Source organism: Rugamonas violacea, from assembly GCF_016461825.1.
In the GTDB taxonomy this organism is placed as follows: Bacteria; Pseudomonadota; Gammaproteobacteria; order Burkholderiales; family Burkholderiaceae_D; genus Rugamonas.
Window position 1 is genome coordinate 1 of the sequence record NZ_JAEMNU010000099.1, and the last position, 14,064, is coordinate 14,064.

General features: G+C 65.4%; 16 protein-coding genes (1 of these 16 only partly in view). 9 read left to right on the forward strand and 7 right to left on the reverse strand.

Going from position 1 to position 14,064, the window contains the following annotated elements; translation table 11 throughout:
* Positions 1-498: 498 nt before the first annotated feature.
* Positions 499-924, reverse strand: a complete 426-nt coding sequence (locus H7U20_RS18580; RefSeq protein ID WP_199760712.1) for a hypothetical protein — start codon at positions 922-924, stop codon at positions 499-501.
* Positions 925-1,653: 729 nt separating this feature from the next.
* Here H7U20_RS18580 and H7U20_RS18585 point away from each other — a divergent pair.
* From H7U20_RS18585 to H7U20_RS18620, 8 genes are all read left to right on the forward strand, one after another.
* Positions 1,654-2,208, forward strand: coding sequence for a carboxymuconolactone decarboxylase family protein (locus H7U20_RS18585; RefSeq protein ID WP_199760638.1), 555 nt, complete (start codon positions 1,654-1,656; stop codon positions 2,206-2,208).
* A 1-nt stretch (position 2,209) separates the two neighbouring features.
* Complete coding sequence (locus tag H7U20_RS18590) at positions 2,210-3,274, forward strand: acyl-CoA dehydrogenase family protein (RefSeq protein WP_199760639.1); 1,065 nt, start codon at positions 2,210-2,212, stop codon at positions 3,272-3,274.
* Positions 3,271-4,080 carry an ABC transporter ATP-binding protein gene (locus H7U20_RS18595; protein WP_199760640.1) on the forward strand — a complete coding sequence of 270 codons (810 nt, stop codon included), beginning with the start codon at positions 3,271-3,273 and terminating at the stop codon, positions 4,078-4,080. The genes H7U20_RS18590 and H7U20_RS18595 overlap by 4 nt, the downstream gene beginning before the upstream one ends.
* A 32-nt stretch (positions 4,081-4,112) precedes the next feature.
* Positions 4,113-5,357: an ABC transporter substrate-binding protein gene (locus tag H7U20_RS18600; protein ID WP_199760641.1), complete on the forward strand. Its 1,245-nt coding sequence runs from the start codon at positions 4,113-4,115 to the stop codon at positions 5,355-5,357.
* 15 nt (positions 5,358-5,372) lie between these two features.
* Positions 5,373-6,131 carry an ABC transporter permease gene (locus H7U20_RS18605; protein ID WP_370593184.1) on the forward strand — a complete coding sequence of 253 codons (759 nt, stop codon included), beginning with the start codon at positions 5,373-5,375 and terminating at the stop codon, positions 6,129-6,131.
* A 183-nt stretch (positions 6,132-6,314) separates the two neighbouring features.
* Positions 6,315-7,886, forward strand: a complete 1,572-nt coding sequence (locus H7U20_RS18610) for a GGDEF domain-containing protein (protein WP_233410884.1) — start codon at positions 6,315-6,317, stop codon at positions 7,884-7,886.
* 138 nt (positions 7,887-8,024) lie between these two features.
* Positions 8,025-8,792, forward strand: a complete 768-nt coding sequence (locus tag H7U20_RS30385; protein WP_233410885.1) for a PEP-CTERM sorting domain-containing protein — start codon at positions 8,025-8,027, stop codon at positions 8,790-8,792.
* Positions 8,793-8,846: 54 nt separating this feature from the next.
* Complete coding sequence (locus H7U20_RS18620; RefSeq protein WP_199760643.1) at positions 8,847-9,665, forward strand: isocitrate lyase/PEP mutase family protein; 819 nt, start codon at positions 8,847-8,849, stop codon at positions 9,663-9,665.
* 269 nt (positions 9,666-9,934) lie between these two features.
* On the opposite strand, the gene H7U20_RS18625 is transcribed toward H7U20_RS18620, so the two are convergent.
* On the reverse strand, positions 9,935-10,438 hold the full coding sequence (locus tag H7U20_RS18625; protein WP_199760644.1) for a flavodoxin family protein: 504 nt from the start codon (positions 10,436-10,438) through the stop codon (positions 9,935-9,937).
* A 426-nt stretch (positions 10,439-10,864) separates the two neighbouring features.
* On the opposite strand from H7U20_RS18625, the gene H7U20_RS18630 reads away from it, so the two are divergent.
* A complete protein-coding gene (locus H7U20_RS18630; RefSeq protein ID WP_199760705.1) occupies positions 10,865-11,455 on the forward strand; it encodes a LysE family translocator in 591 nt (196 codons plus the stop codon).
* A 93-nt stretch (positions 11,456-11,548) separates the two neighbouring features.
* Here H7U20_RS18630 and H7U20_RS18635 read toward each other — a convergent pair whose 3' ends face one another.
* The 5 genes from H7U20_RS18635 to H7U20_RS30950 all read right to left on the reverse strand — a co-directional run.
* Positions 11,549-12,352: a substrate-binding periplasmic protein gene (locus tag H7U20_RS18635; protein WP_199760645.1), complete on the reverse strand. Its 804-nt coding sequence runs from the start codon at positions 12,350-12,352 to the stop codon at positions 11,549-11,551.
* A gap of 32 nt (positions 12,353-12,384) precedes the next feature.
* A complete protein-coding gene (locus tag H7U20_RS18640; protein WP_199760646.1) occupies positions 12,385-12,849 on the reverse strand; it encodes a cache domain-containing protein in 465 nt (154 codons plus the stop codon).
* 183 nt (positions 12,850-13,032) lie between these two features.
* Complete coding sequence (locus H7U20_RS18645; RefSeq protein ID WP_199760647.1) at positions 13,033-13,665, reverse strand: YitT family protein; 633 nt, start codon at positions 13,663-13,665, stop codon at positions 13,033-13,035.
* Positions 13,666-13,764: 99 nt separating this feature from the next.
* Complete coding sequence (locus H7U20_RS30945; protein WP_370593185.1) at positions 13,765-14,040, reverse strand: LysE/ArgO family amino acid transporter; 276 nt, start codon at positions 14,038-14,040, stop codon at positions 13,765-13,767.
* Positions 14,019-14,064, reverse strand: partial view of a LysE/ArgO family amino acid transporter gene (locus tag H7U20_RS30950; RefSeq protein WP_370593186.1) — the final stretch only. It continues 371 nt past the right edge of the window; 46 of the gene's 417 nt are visible here — the last part of the coding sequence; its start codon lies off the right edge, out of view — the gene reads right to left on this strand; it ends in the stop codon at positions 14,019-14,021. Before H7U20_RS30950 ends, H7U20_RS30945 begins: the two co-directional genes overlap by 22 nt.

Below are 14,064 nucleotides of genomic sequence, written 5' to 3' on the forward strand. Positions count from 1 at the left end.
GCGCGGTGGTTTCGGTGGCATAGCGGAATGATGCTGGAAAGCCGCTTGGTTTACAACCCTTTATTGATGCGCTCGCTGCGGCTGAATAGTTACCCTAACTCTTTGTTCGAACATTTTTCTCGGCATATCGCTGCAGCCTCTCGTTCACGATCTTTTTCACTCTTTACCGGCGGGGGAACTGTATTTCCAGAGCCGCACAATACTCCTAGCACGTTGCATAAATTCCAAGCGGCCGGTGGCATTGGTGGGATCGTTGGGTCAGCTGGAGGCTGGGGAAGACGCGTATGGCAGACAACGATAACCTGCGATACTGTGTTTTCATCCGATCTAGCCGCTAATATGCGTTCACTATCGGTGCAAATTGGTGATGGCTGCAATGGCTCCGGGTTCTCAGCACCGTTACCCCCGCTACCGCCGCCATCATCGCCACCACTGCTACCATCGTCACCACCACCAGCGCCACCACCACCGCCGTCACCACCACCAGCGCCACCGCCGTCACCCCCCACCGCCGTCACCTCCACCGCCGTCACCGCCTCCACTACCACCACTACATCCGATAGAATTCACGGACATTTTCGATTTGGCAATATTCCCCCCGTCCCCTTCTACCAAATTTTCGTCGCAATCGGTCTGTACCGAATTCGAAGCAACACGCATTCCATTTTTCCCGCCTGCTGGACTTTGTTCCAGAATCTCTCTTTGTAGCGCTGCGGTTGTCCTGTAAAGCTCAGCGGTAAATTTTTTTGGAAACTGAACTGTTGAAGGTGTTTGTTGTCCTATCAGTTTGAATATCAGTTCTCCGCCGGCATTGGTTATTTCAAAATTCTTTATGTCACTGCTGTGCTGAATTTTTTTACAAATAATATCAGTACTTTTCGCGAAAAACGTACAAATACTTGCCCCGTTTTTTGTAACAGCCAACCATGCAGCAGGGGTGTTTGCGATGTAATTTACCGGGATAATATTCTTCGGAATACCGAGTGATCTTGGTAATTAAATATTTGTGCATCTAGGTGAAAGACTAGCATCGAACTCACATGCAGCGATAGTTCGTGGAGAAATCCATTTTAGATGAAAATTTGTAGCCGTAGTCGTTTGGATTGAACTGTCTTGTGCTTCCCTGGGAGGATTTGAGCAAAAGCAATTGTCGATATAATACAGCATGCAAAAACAAGAACATTTTTCAGTTTCATGATTCCCTTGGATGATAGTTGATTATCTAATGCAAAATATTGCAATGTAGATATCTGTATATTGCAATATTTCACTTGGGAAATCAAGTTTTTTATCTACCTTGTATTTTCTGGTTTATTGTGCAAGAAATATTCTTTTTTGATAACTTTTTAATGGGTTGAAGGCCCGCCTGGAATTTTTATCTTTATGAATAAGTGAATACACGATCAGAGCTGGCTAAGCTAAAGGGCACTTCGAAAAACCACCAAATTGTCGTTCCGCATCGGCGGACCGCCGCGTAGGCGGGAACCCATGCTGAGCCAATGAACATGCGGAGTATAGATTCCCGCCTACGCGGGAATGACGGTTTTTCGAAGTGCGCTAAAGACGTTTGAACAATAAACGGCGACGAACGAGTATGGCGACAGCGGGCTCGACATCGGATAATATCGCCTCCTTGTCCAAGAAAGACGACCCATGTCCCGCCTCACCCTGCACACCCAAGATAGCGCGCCGGCCGACAGCCAGGCCTTCGTGGCGAAAGCCATCGCCAACAACGGCTTCCTGCCGAACCTGATCGGCGTGCTGGCCAACGCGCCCGTCGCGCTGGAGACCTATATGACGGTGGCCGGCATCAACGGCCGCGCCAGCCTCACGCTGGCCGAGCGCGAAGTGGTGCAGATCACGGCGGCGCGCATCCACGGCTGCGACTTCTGCGTGGCCGGACACACCGCCGTGGCGCTGAAAAAAGCCGGCCAACCGGTCGAGCTGGTGCGCGCGCTGCAAAACGGCCTCGACACGGGCGAGGCCAAGCTGGACGCGGTCGCCCACTTCGCCACGGCCGTCATCGCCCGGCGCGGCGCCGTCGACGACGCCCAATTGCAGGCCTTCCTGGCCGCCGGCTACAACCAGCAGCAGGCGCTGGAGGTGGTGCTCGGCATCAGCCTGGCGACGCTGTGCAACTTCGCCAACAGCCTGGCCGGCACGCCGGTCAATCCGGAATTGACGCCTTACCTGCCGGGCGCGATCTAATATGGCGGCCCTCAACGACTGGCTGCGCGAGCACGCCGAGGCGCTCGACCAATCGCCGGCGCAGGACCTGGCCGACGCGCTCATGCCGGCGTTGGCGGCCGACGGCCGTTTCCGCGTCGGCGTGCCGACCGATATGGGCGGCACCGGCGGCGACGTGCGCGACGCCATCCGCGCCATCGCCGCCGTGGCCGAACACTCGGTCACGGCGGCCTTTGTCTACTGGGGCCAGCGCACCTTTATCGAATATCTGCTGCGCAGCCCGAACGGCGCGCTGCGCGAGCGCCTGCTGCCGGCGCTGCTGGACGGCAGCCTGGCCGGCGCCACCGGCTTGTCGAACGCGATGAAGTTCCTATCCGGGATGGAGCCGCTGCAAATCAACGCCGAGGTGGAGCCGGGCGGCTGGCGGCTTGACGGCCAACTGGCCTGGGTCACCAATCTGCGGCCGGCCCACTTCGTCGTCGCGGCGGCGGTCGCGCCCAACGACGGCGCGGCGCCGGTGGTGGTGGTGTTCGACAGCCAAGCGGCAGGGGTGCAGCGCAGCGCCAACCTGGAGCTGATCGCCCTGCGCGGCAGCCATACCGCCGCCGTCAAGTTGACGCGGGTGGCGGCCGGACCCGAGCACATCATCAGCGCCGACGCGCCGAACTGGCTGCCGCAGGTGCGGCCGGCCTTCCTCGGCATGCAGTGCGGCATGTCGATCGGCCTGGCCCGCGCCAGCCTGGCGCAGGCGGCCGGCGTCGCCGGCAGCGGCCGTGGCCAGCTCGGCGACCGCATCGCGGCGGCGCGGCTGGCGCTGGATGGACAGGTCGAGACGCTGCTCAACGGCGTGGCGGAGGGCCGCTTCGTCACGCACCCGGCGGAGATGTTCCGCCTGCGCATAGCCCTGGCCGGCTCCGTCCAGGAGGCGCTGATGCTGGAGTTGCAGGCGCGCGGCGGCCTGGCCTACCTCGAACAGCATCAGCAGGGCTTCGGCCGGCGCTGGCGCGAGTCGGCCTTCATCCCGGTCATCACCCCCAGCCTGACGCAGTTGCAGGCGGCGCTGGCCAAGCAGGCGGCGCAGGCATGAGCGAGGCGAGTCCGAGCGGCGCGAAGCCGGGCGTCGACATTCCCGCCGACTGCGCCTTGCAGGCCGAGGCGCTGCGCTTCGCCTATCCCGGCCGCGCCGCGACCTTCGACGACATCTCGCTGGCGATCCGCCCGCGCGAGATCGTCTGCCTGTTGGGCGGCAGCGGCTGCGGCAAGTCGACGCTGCTGCGCGTGCTGGCCGGCTTGCAGGCGCCGTCCTCCGGCGTCATCAGCTTCCTCGGCGCGCCGCTGACTGAACCGAGCCCGCGCAGCGCGCTGGTGTTCCAGCAGGCCAGCCTGCTGCCCTGGTTGACCGTGGCCGGCAACGTCGGCTTCGGCCTGGACTTCGCGCGCCAGCCGGCCATCGAACGCGCCGCGCATGCCCAGCGCGTGCGACAGGCCATCGCTGCCGTCGGCCTGGCCGGCAGCGAGCGGCGCTATCCGGCCGCGCTGTCGGGCGGCATGGCGCAGCGCGTCGCGCTGGCCCGCGCCTTGGCACGCCAGCCGGAACTGCTGTTCGCCGACGAGCCGTTTTCCGCGCTTGACGCCATCACGCGGGCCGAGATGCAAAGCCTGCTGGTCGAGGTGGTGCACCAATGGCACAGCGCCGTGCTGCTGGTCACCCATGACATCGACGAGGCCATCCTGGTGGCCGACCGCATCGTGCTGATGGGCGGCCAGCCCGGCCGCATCGTGCGCGAATGGCAGGTCGACCTGCCGCATCCGCGCCTGGCCCACGCCGCCGCCATCGGCGCGTTGCGCGTCGAGATCCTGGCGGCGCTGCTGGGCGAGCGCGCCGGCACCTGAAGCACCCGATTCCAATTTCAAGAAAGCACTCCATGACCGACACCACCGCCCGCAACCCCTACCATGTCTGCGCCTCGTCCGACTGCGACTGCGGCATGACGCGGCGCGACTTCCTGCGCATGTCGGCGCTGACGGCGGCCGGCGCCGCCTCGCCGCTGCTGTTCGCCGGCGACGCCATGGCGCAGCAGGGTCCGAAGGGCGACGACCAGCCGGTCAAGATCGGCTACCTGCCGATCACCGACGCCACGCCGCTGCTGGTGGCGCACGCCCGCAAGCTGTTCGAGGCCGAGGGCCTGCAAACCGAGACGCCGCGCCTGTTCCGCAGCTGGGCGCAGATCATCGAGGCCTTCGTCTCCGGCCAGGTCAACGTGATCCACCTGCTGTCGCCGGCCACCATCTCGGTGCGCTACGGCGCCAAGTTCCCGGCCAAGGTGGTGGCCTGGAACCACATCAACGGCTCGGCCCTGACCGTGGCCAAGGACATCAACCGCGTGCAGGACTTGGGCGGCCGCACCGTCGCCATCCCGTTCTGGTACTCGATCCACAATGTGCTGTTGCAGCAGATCCTGGCCAAGAACGGCCTGAGCGTGGTCAGCAAGGGCCGCGAGGGCAGCATCGGCGCCAAGGAAGTCAACCTGGTGGTGCTGGCGCCGGCCGAGATGGTCTCGGCGCTGGCCAGCAAATCGATCGCCGGCTTCATCGTCGCCGAGCCGTTCAACGCGCTGGCCGAGACGGCCGGCGTGGGCCAGGTGCTGCGCTTCTCCGGCGACGCCTGGAAGAACCACGCCTGCTGCGTCACCTTCCTGTCCGAGCGCGACATCAACACGCGGCCGGAATGGGCGCAGCGCGTCACCACCGCCATCGTCAAGGCCCAGCTGTGGACCCGCTCGAACCAGATCGACACGGCGCGCCTGCTGTCGAGCGGCGACCCGCACCGCTACACGCCGCACAATCTGCAGGTGCTGTCGAAGGTGCTGGCGGTGAGCGACTTCAGCGCCTACGAACAGCGCGGCATCGTCGCCCACAAGGATTGGGCGCAGCGCCGCATCGACTTCCAGCCTTACCCCTTCCCCTCGTACACCGAGCAGATGGTGCGGGCCTTGCAGACCACCCGGCTGGAGGGCGACACCGGCTTCCTGCAAAAGCTCGATCCGGCCTTCGTCGCGCGCGACCTGGTCGACGACCGCTTCGTGCGCAAGGCCATAGCCGCGGTCGGCGGCCCGGGCGTGTTCGGCCTGCCGGCCAAGCTGCTGCGCAGCGAAGTCGTGGCGGTCTAGTCGATGACGGTGAGCTTGAAACTCCGCCTCGCGTTGCCGCTGCTCGGCTTCGCCGTGGCGCTGCTGCTGTGGCAGTTCGGCATCGCCGCGCTGCAACGCGACACGCCGATCGCCGCCGCCTTCGCGCCGCTGCCGGCGGCCGAGGCGCTGCTGCAACTGCTGCAGGGGCCGGACATCTGGCGCGACGTCGGCCTGAGCCTGCGCCGCGTCGGCGTCGGCCTGGCGGCGGCGATGGCGCTGGGCGTGCCGCTCGGCGTGCTGGTCGGCAGCTCGAAGCGCTTCGCGGCGGCCGCCATGCCGCTGTTCCAGCTGCTGCGCATGGTCTCGCCGCTGTCCTGGATGCCGCTGGCGGTGATGACCTTGGGCGTCGGCGACGCGCCGGTCTACTTCCTGCTGGCCTTCGCCGCCGTCTGGCCGATCCTGCTCAACACCGCCGCCGGCGTCGCCCGGCTCGATCCGAACTGGCTGCTGCTGGCGCGCAGCCTGTCGGCGACGCGGCGCGAGACCATCCTGCACGTGATCCTGCCCGGCATCACCGCCGAGGTGCTGACCGGCGTGCGCCTGGCCATCGGCATCATCTGGATCGTGCTGGTGCCGGCCGAGATGCTAGGCGTGTCGGCCGGACTGGGCTATTTCATCCTCGACGCGCGCGACCGCCTGGCGTATTCGGAGCTGATGGCCGCCATCGTGCTGATCGGCGTGCTCGGTTTCGCGCTCGACTATCTGGCCCGCGCCGCCCATGCGCGCTGGCTGCACACGCCGTCGGAAGGCTGAGCACGCCGCACGGGGGAGGCCGGACCACAAGGCGGCGCGCGGTGAGTATTCGAGAGATTTGCTAGAAAAAAACTGGGCATACTCGGTGGGGGAGGGCGATGCCGATCCCGCCGCCGTCCAGTGGGCAGTCTGCCGCCCTAGCGCTTCCGGGACGTTCGCCACGTCGTCTCGAAGGTGTGCCAAATGAAGCAGCCCCCCGTTGATCCGGCGCCGCCGCCCGGCCTGCATCGCCGCCCGGTGATGTTGCTGGCGAGCAGCCTTATCGTTTTGGTGTGCCTGTCCCTGGTGGCGGTGCAGATCTGGCAAACCATGCATAGCCGCGCCGTGCAACTGCAGGAGGCGGAGCGCGCCAGCGCCAACCTGGTCAACGCCGTCGCCCAGCACGCCTACGACACGATCAAGGAAACCGACACCATCCTGGTCGGTCTGGTCGACCGCATGGAACACGCCAACGGTTCCCCCGCGGAGTTGCAACACCTGCACGCTTTCCTCGCCATGCGCATTGAGGAGTTGCCGCAGCTTCATGGCTTGTTCGTGTACGACGCGGCCGGTGGCTGGGTGGTCAATTCGCAGCCGACGTTGCTGAAGAAGCAAAACAACGCCGACCGCGAGTATTTCAAGTTCCACCGCGAGCATGCCGGGCGCGGCGCCCACGTCGGGCCGCCGATACGCAGCAGATCGACCGGCGATTGGATCATCACGGTGTCGCGCCGCGTCAACCGGCCCGACGGCGGTTTCGCCGGCGTGGTGCTGGCGACGATCGACATGCAATACTTTCTCCGTTTCTACCAGGGATTCGACATCGGCCGCTCCGGCGCCATTTTTGTCGCGCTGGACAACGGCATCATGTTGATGCGCCGGCCCTTCGATGAAAAGTCCCTGGGGCGCGACATTTCCAAACTGCCGCTGTTCCGCAGCTACCTGCCCAAGGTTTCGCAGGGCACCGTGGTGTTGACCTCGGGGCAGGACGGCGTGACGCGGATCAACAGCTTCCGGCGCATGCAACAATACCCGCTGGTCGTCTCGGCCGCGCTGGCGCAGGACGAGGTGCTGGCCGAATGGCGCGCCGACGCCTATCTGCGCGGCGCCGTCGTCGGCATCCTGGTGCTGGTGCTGGCACTGCTGGGCGGCCGCCTGCTCAGGCAGATCCGCCTGCGCATCGAGGCCGAGGCCGAGCTGTTGCGGGCGCGCCATGCGCTGGAAAAACTCAATCAAACCCTGGAAACGCTGGCCATGCAGGACGGCCTGACGGGGCTGGCGAACCGGCGCCGCTTCGACGTCGCCCTGAGCGAGGAGTTCAGCCGCGCCAGCCGCGAAGCCAGCGCGCTGGCCCTGATCATGATCGACGTCGATTGCTTCAAACAGTACAACGACATCTACGGCCACGCGGCGGGCGACGAGTGTCTGCGGGCGATCGGCAAGGCGGTCGGCAAGAGCCCGCGCCGCGCCGGCGACGTGATCGCCCGCTACGGCGGCGAGGAGCTGGCGGTGCTGCTGCCGGGCACCGACGTGCAGGGCGCCCTGGTCATCGCCGAGAACATCCGCCTGGCGATCCAGCGGCTGCGGCTGACCCACGCCGGCAACGTCGGCGGCCTGGTCACCGTCAGCGTCGGTGTCGACGCTTTCAGCCCGGTGACGCAGGGCAAGCGTTCGCTGGAATTGATCGAGTCGGCCGACAAGGCGCTGTACCAGGCCAAGGCGGAAGGACGCAACCGCGTCTGCTCCCGGAGCGCGCTGGCGGCCCGGGTCGGCTAGCCGTCGCGGCGCAAAATTCGGCGCGCACGGTTGACTTGGCGGCCCATACATGTTTTATAATGTTGCATATGTGAAAATGATTATTTGTCATTTTTTCGCATCCCCAGCTTATTCAACATTCCGACGACAAGGCCTCCCATGCACCTGTTCACGCCCCTCCAATCCGCCGGCGCCGCCGCGCTGTTGTTGCTCAGCGCGCCGTTCGCCCACGCCAGTATCGTCGCCTACGACTTCAGCGCGACCGTCAGCCAGCTGACCTACTACGCCCACACTTCGCCGAGCGGCCCCGGCCCCGGCGTCCCGCTCGGCTCCTCCGACTACGCCGGCGGCCTGATCACCAAGGGCGACCAGGTGCGCGGCCACTTCTTCTACGACACCGAGCTGGGCCAGTTCCTCGACGCACCGCCGGCCCTGCCCGGCGCCGAGTCGGCCCTGTACGGCGGCCCCGGCTACGCCAACACGATGGCCGGCGTCGACTACACGATCGGCAACGGCGGCGTGCGTTTCAAGTCGGTCGACACGCCGGTGATTTCGGTCATCAACAATCCGTATGTCGACGGCGTGCACATCGTCGCGCTGACGGTCGACGGCGGCTCGGGCCTGGGCAAGGAGGTCGGCATCGATTTCATCGATTCGCACCATGTCGCGCTCAACTCGAACGCCTTGCCGACGGCGATCAAGGCGTCGGACTACAACCTCATGGGCGTCTACAACAGCTTCACCTACGCTTCGCGCGACGACAGCCTTTTCGTGATGATGACGATCGACGCGCTGACGCCGTCCATACCGGGCCCCGGCCCCGGCCCGACGCCGCCGGTGCCCGAGCCGGAAAGCTATGCGATGCTGCTGGCCGGCCTGGGTCTGCTCGGCATGCTGGCGCGCCGCAAGTCGGCCGCGCGCTCCTGACACACGCGCCGGCCCGCTTCGTCTGTTCCCTCCAATCAGCGCTTTCAATTCCATATGCCTACTCAAGCAGAAAAAGCCGCGCGCTTCGTCGCGCTGCACCAGCAGTGTTTCATCGCGCCCAATCCGTGGGACCTGGGCTCGGCCCGGTTGTTGGAATCGATGGGTTTCCAGGCGCTGGCCACCAGCAGCGCCGGCCTGGCCTGGACGCGCGGCGGCGCCGACCTGAGCGTCGCGCGGCCGGCGATGATGGCGTATCTGCGCGAGTTGTGCGCGGCGACCACGCTGCCGGTCAGCGCCGACCTGCAAAACGGCTACGCTGACGCGCCCGAGCTCGTCCACGACTGCATCGTCGAGGCGGCCGCGACCGGCGTGGTCGGTGCCTCCATCGAGGACGCCGGCGGCGACGGCGCCTCGCCGATCTACGACACCGGCCTGGCCGTCGAGCGCATCCGCGCCGCCGCGCAGGCGGCCCGCTCGCTGGACTTCCCGTTCACGTTGACGGCGCGCGCCGAGAACTATTTGCACGGCAAGCCGGACCTGGACGACACGATACGCCGCTTGCAGGCCTACCAGGAGGCCGGCGCCGATGTGCTGTTCGCGCCGGGGCTCACCAAGGCGGCCGACATCCGCGCCGTCGCCGGCGCGCTTGAGCGGCCCTTGAACGTGATAATGGGGCTGCCGAACATGCAGCTGACCATGCGCCAGCTGGAGGAACTCGGCGTGCGCCGGGTCAGCGTGGGCGGCTCGTTGGCCAAGGTCGCCTATGACGCGTTGATGCGGGCGGGGCGCGAAATACTCGAGCGGGGCAGTTTCGACTACGCGCAGACGGCGCTGAGCTCGCGCGACATCAACGCCATCATGAGCCGGCCGTAGCGGCCCGGCGGCACCGCCTGCTGCAGCCCTGCCGCGGGCCTGGGCAGCAGCGCTGCGCTAAAAACACGCAGCGCATCTTTCTCCTTCCGAAACAAGGGCTTAGCGCCGACGGCGCGGCCTTGTTAACAAGCTTATCCACAGTTTGTGTGCGTAACCCCGGCGGCTTCGGCCGGCACGGGCCGGCGTTGCCGCGCCCGGCTTAAGGGCAGCTCCAAAACCCCGTCGTTCCGCCGATGCGGAACGACGAATTCAGCTGATTCGATGCGCCTTTAAACCGGCACGTCGCTGAGCTGATCCACCATCTGGCTGACGACCCTGCCGAAGGTGTAGGTCGGCGCCAGATAATCGTCGCGGCCGAGTTGCTCGTCGCGCAGGGCGAGCGAGGCGACCAGGTTCTGTCCGGCCAGTGCCGCCATCGCCGCCAGCACGTCGGCGCCGCCGTCGCCGGCCATGGTGCAGAACGCCGCCACGCGGCGGAAGCGGCCGCGCCGGGCCGCGATGTAGCTGCGCATCGGCCCGGCCATGTGGTAGGCCCAGACCGGTGAGCCGAGGATGGTGACGGCATAGTCGCGCGGATCGCGGCGCGGCGCCAGCAGCGCCGGTTGCGCGCCGCTCAGCGCCTGCCACAGCGCGCGCAGATTGCCCGGTTGGTAGTCGGGACCGGCGGCATAGTGGATCTGCTCCAGGTCGGCATGGCAGCTGTCGGCGATGGCGTTGGCGGCCCTGGCGGTCAGGCCGCTGCGGGAATAGTAGACGACGAGACAGTGCTTCATAACGGTCCCTCCGGACGGACGGCGGCGCGATTGCGTGCCTGTCATAGCATAGGATGGGCCGGCGCCGGTTTTGTTCCCGCGCGGGGGCGGTCACGGTCGGCTGTTACGCCTGTGCTTGATTCAGATCAACGCCAGCACGGCGGCAGAACGGTTCCACCCAGCCCATGCCGCCGGCGCGCCGGTGACTGTCAACGGGGGCGGCGGCCTGATTGTACTGGTAGAAACACCGGTACAATGTTAGCGTTTATCTGGTAAATTGTATCGGTACTGTATTGGTTATGTCGATTAGCATGGGTCCTCACACTCACCAGGAGATCCCATGTCAAGCATCGTTCGCCCGTATCGTCTGCACGCCGCCGTCGCGGCCCGCGCCGCCATCGTTGCCCGTATCGGCGCCGCCCGCCAGGGAGGTGCGCCATGGACACGATGATGCCCCTGCTCCCATTGATGACCTTCGCCTTCGTCGCGTCGATCACGCCGGGACCGAACAATATCATGCTGACCTCGTCGGGCATCTGGTTCGGTTTCCGCCGTTCGATCCCGCACATGCTCGGCATCACCACCGGTTTCGGCGTGCTGCTGGGCATTTGCGCCGCCGGCATCGGCGCGCTGGTGATGGCGCTGCCGGCCCTGCAAACCGCGCTGAAGCTGGCCGGCTCCGGCTATCTGCTGTACTTGGCTTGGCAGTTGCGCAGCATGGATTTCGAGCGCAAGGTCGAGCAGGCGCGCCGGCCGATGGGTTTCATGGCGGCCGCCGCCTTCCAGTTCTGCAATCCCAAGGCCTGGGTCATGGCGATCACCGGCGGCTCGGCCTTCCTGCCGCAGAATCTGCCGGTGTCGCTGGCCATCCTGGTGTATTGCCTGGTGTTCTGCGCGGTCAATCTGCCCTGCATTTCGGTGTGGGCCGGCGCCGGCGCCTTGCTGCGCAAGTTCCTCGCCGAACCCTTGTGGCAGAAGGTGTTTTGCGCCGCGATGGTGGCGCTGACCGCGTATTCGGCGCTGGCGATCTGGCTGTGAATAGCCCCGCTTTTGCAAGGATGCGGGTGAACATGCTGTAGCGCTCAACGCTCAACGCTCAACGCTCAACGCTCAACGCTCAACGCTCAACGCTCAACGTTCATCGTACAGCTTGAATTGCTGCCAGCTGTTGCCCTGGTATTTCAGCAGGATTTGCTCGATGGCGCCGTCGCGCTCCATCTCTTGCAAGGCCTTTTGCAGGGCCTCCGCCTTGTCGCGATGGAGCGATTTTTTGCCGATGAAGAGGTGGTTGGCGGTATTTCTAAAGAGGAAGGCCGACGGGTCGAACAACTGGTCCTTGTGCTGTTTTTTGAGCTGGAACAGCAGCACCAGCATATTGCCGGCGATGACGTTGGCGCGGCCCTGCACGAACATGCTGATCATCTGGTCGTAGGTGGTGACGCGGTATTTGTGGAGGCGTTCGTCGAGCTCGAACTGGGCGCCGAACGTCGTGCTGCCGAGGAGTAACACGGTGCGTGCCTTGACCAAATCCTCATAGCGCCGCAGCGGCGTGCCGGTCTTGCCCAGGGCCACCAGCCTGACCATTTCGGTGATGCCGGCGTCGATGGCGATGGCGTCGGTGTTTTGCGCGGGAAACATGATCGCGCCGTCGATGTTGTTGACCTCCAACTCAACCACCAACCTGACCTTGGGCATGATGTGGATGTCCATGGCGATGCCGCTACGCCTGGACAGTTCGCGCAGGATGTCGTGGTGCAGGCCGGCCGGCGCGCCCTTGTCGTCGAGGAAGCCGAGCGGTTCGGACTGGATGATGCCGACCACCATCCTCGGCGTCGGCTTCGGCGCCGGTGCGCAGGGAGCGGCGCCGGCCGTCAGCAGCGCCAGCAGCGCCAACACTTGCCGTCGGCGCCGCTGCAGGGCGCGGCCGGTGTGCATGGTTCCGCTGCGCGGACGGGGCAAGGCGCGGCCTATTTGTAGACGCCCGATCCGACGATGATGTCGTCGACTTTTTCCACGTAGGAGGCCTTGGGTTCGATGGCCTTGGTGACCGGGTTGACCCATTTCAGGTCGACCCAGCCGGACCCCTTGGCGTTGGCCAGGGCGATCTGTTCCTTGACGAAGGGCTTGCCGTCCTCATCCTTGATGTCCATCAGGTTCTTGCCGATCATGCGCTTGTTGGCGCCGTGCGAGAGGATCTGTCCGGCCTGGCTGTAGACGAAGATGTAGAGGTCGCGGTCGACGAACTCGCCCTTGGGGTCGTCAAAGGCGGCGAAGGCCTTTTCCTTGCCGTTCGCCTTGACATAGGCGGCGGCTTTTTTCACCAGGGCCACGGCCTGCTCCGGCGTTCCTTTGGCCTCGGCGGCGGCGGCGGGAGTGCTGTGGACAAGGCAAACCAGCAGTGCGGCGACGAGGGGATGGGCGAGGTTTTTCATATCCAGTCTCCTGTATATACACGACGGAGCCGCCAAGGTGGCCGCCGGGGCGTCGTCGCCGGGCGGGTGTTTGGCGGTGCTGCGGGCCGGGGCGGCTGGCGACGCATCCAGCAAGTCTAATTGCACGGCGAACAGATTGCTATCGGAATCGGCGAAAACCGCGCCTCGATGCACGCGCCGCTGTCAGATCGCCACGTAGCGTCCGGGTTGGTGGTTGATGGCGATGCTCAGGTTGAGCACCAGCGCGCCGAGCAGGGACATGGCGATGGCGCTCGGCGAGATCAGCGGGATCGACAGCGCCGTGATGGCGCCGTCGAGCGCCAGCTGGACATAGCCGGCGCGCCAGCCGTAGCGTTCCTGCAAATACAACACCAGCACGTTGACGCCGCCCAGGCTGGCGCGGTGGCGGAACAGGATCAGCAGGCCGACTCCGGCCAGCAGGCCGCCCATCACGGCGGCGTAGGCCGGGTTGATGTGCTCGATCTTGAAGGCCAGCGGCAGCAGCTCCGACCAGAGCGACAGCAGCAGCACCGAGCAGAAGGTCTTGAGGGTGAACACCCAGCCGAGTTTTTTCCACGCCAGCAGGTAGAACGGGATGTTGATGAGGAAGAACAGCTTGCCGAAGCTGACGCCGCTGGCGTAGTGCAGCAGGAAGGTGATGCCGACGGTGCCGCCGGTGATCAGGCTGGCCTTGCCCAGCAGCGCCAGTCCCAGCGAGATCAGCAGCGTGCCGGCGACCAGCGCCTGGATATCGTCGAACAGGCTGTGCGGCGCGGCGGACGATGCGGCGGACGGGACGGTGGCTTCAGTTTCCATCGATCCACTATAGTCCCGCCGCGCGGCCGCCGGCAATGAGCATGTTGGCTGATTGCCAGGTTGATTCATTTGTGTACTAATTCGCCCGCCGGCCCGTCCTCAAGGCCAGATCAGCGACAGGGCGATGCCCCACATGGTGGCGGCGATCAGGCCGTCGAGCACGCGCCAGGCGTGGGGCAGGGCGAACACCGGCGCCAACAGGCGGGCGCCCAGGCCGAGGCAGGAAAACCACAGCAGCGAGGCGCTCATGGCGCCGGCCGCGAAGATGTAGCGGCCGGCCGCGCCGGGCTGCTGCGCGCCGATGGCGCCGAGCAGCACCACGGTGTCGAGCCAGACGTGGGGATTGAGCAGGCTCAGCGCCAACGCCGTGCGCACGGCGGCGCCGCGCCGGGGCGGCGC

Bases quoted from the DNA above. Each gene is read 5' to 3' on its own strand.
- H7U20_RS18585 (WP_199760638.1), top strand. From the start codon at position 1,654: ATGTCCCGCCTCACCCTGCACACCCAAGATAGCGCGCCGGCCGACAGC.
- H7U20_RS18590 (WP_199760639.1), top strand. From the start codon at position 2,210: ATGGCGGCCCTCAACGACTGGCTGCGCGAGCACGCCGAGGCGCTCGAC.
- H7U20_RS18595 (WP_199760640.1), top strand. From the start codon at position 3,271: ATGAGCGAGGCGAGTCCGAGCGGCGCGAAGCCGGGCGTCGACATTCCC.
- H7U20_RS18600 (WP_199760641.1), top strand. From the start codon at position 4,113: ATGACCGACACCACCGCCCGCAACCCCTACCATGTCTGCGCCTCGTCC.
- H7U20_RS18610 (WP_233410884.1), top strand. From the start codon at position 6,315: ATGAAGCAGCCCCCCGTTGATCCGGCGCCGCCGCCCGGCCTGCATCGC.
- H7U20_RS30385 (WP_233410885.1), top strand. From the start codon at position 8,025: ATGCACCTGTTCACGCCCCTCCAATCCGCCGGCGCCGCCGCGCTGTTG.
- H7U20_RS18620 (WP_199760643.1), top strand. From the start codon at position 8,847: ATGCCTACTCAAGCAGAAAAAGCCGCGCGCTTCGTCGCGCTGCACCAG.
- H7U20_RS18625 (WP_199760644.1), bottom strand. From the start codon at position 10,438: ATGAAGCACTGTCTCGTCGTCTACTATTCCCGCAGCGGCCTGACCGCC.
- H7U20_RS18630 (WP_199760705.1), top strand. From the start codon at position 10,865: ATGATGCCCCTGCTCCCATTGATGACCTTCGCCTTCGTCGCGTCGATC.
- H7U20_RS18635 (WP_199760645.1), bottom strand. From the start codon at position 12,352: ATGCACACCGGCCGCGCCCTGCAGCGGCGCCGACGGCAAGTGTTGGCG.
- H7U20_RS18640 (WP_199760646.1), bottom strand. From the start codon at position 12,849: ATGAAAAACCTCGCCCATCCCCTCGTCGCCGCACTGCTGGTTTGCCTT.
- H7U20_RS18645 (WP_199760647.1), bottom strand. From the start codon at position 13,665: ATGGAAACTGAAGCCACCGTCCCGTCCGCCGCATCGTCCGCCGCGCCG.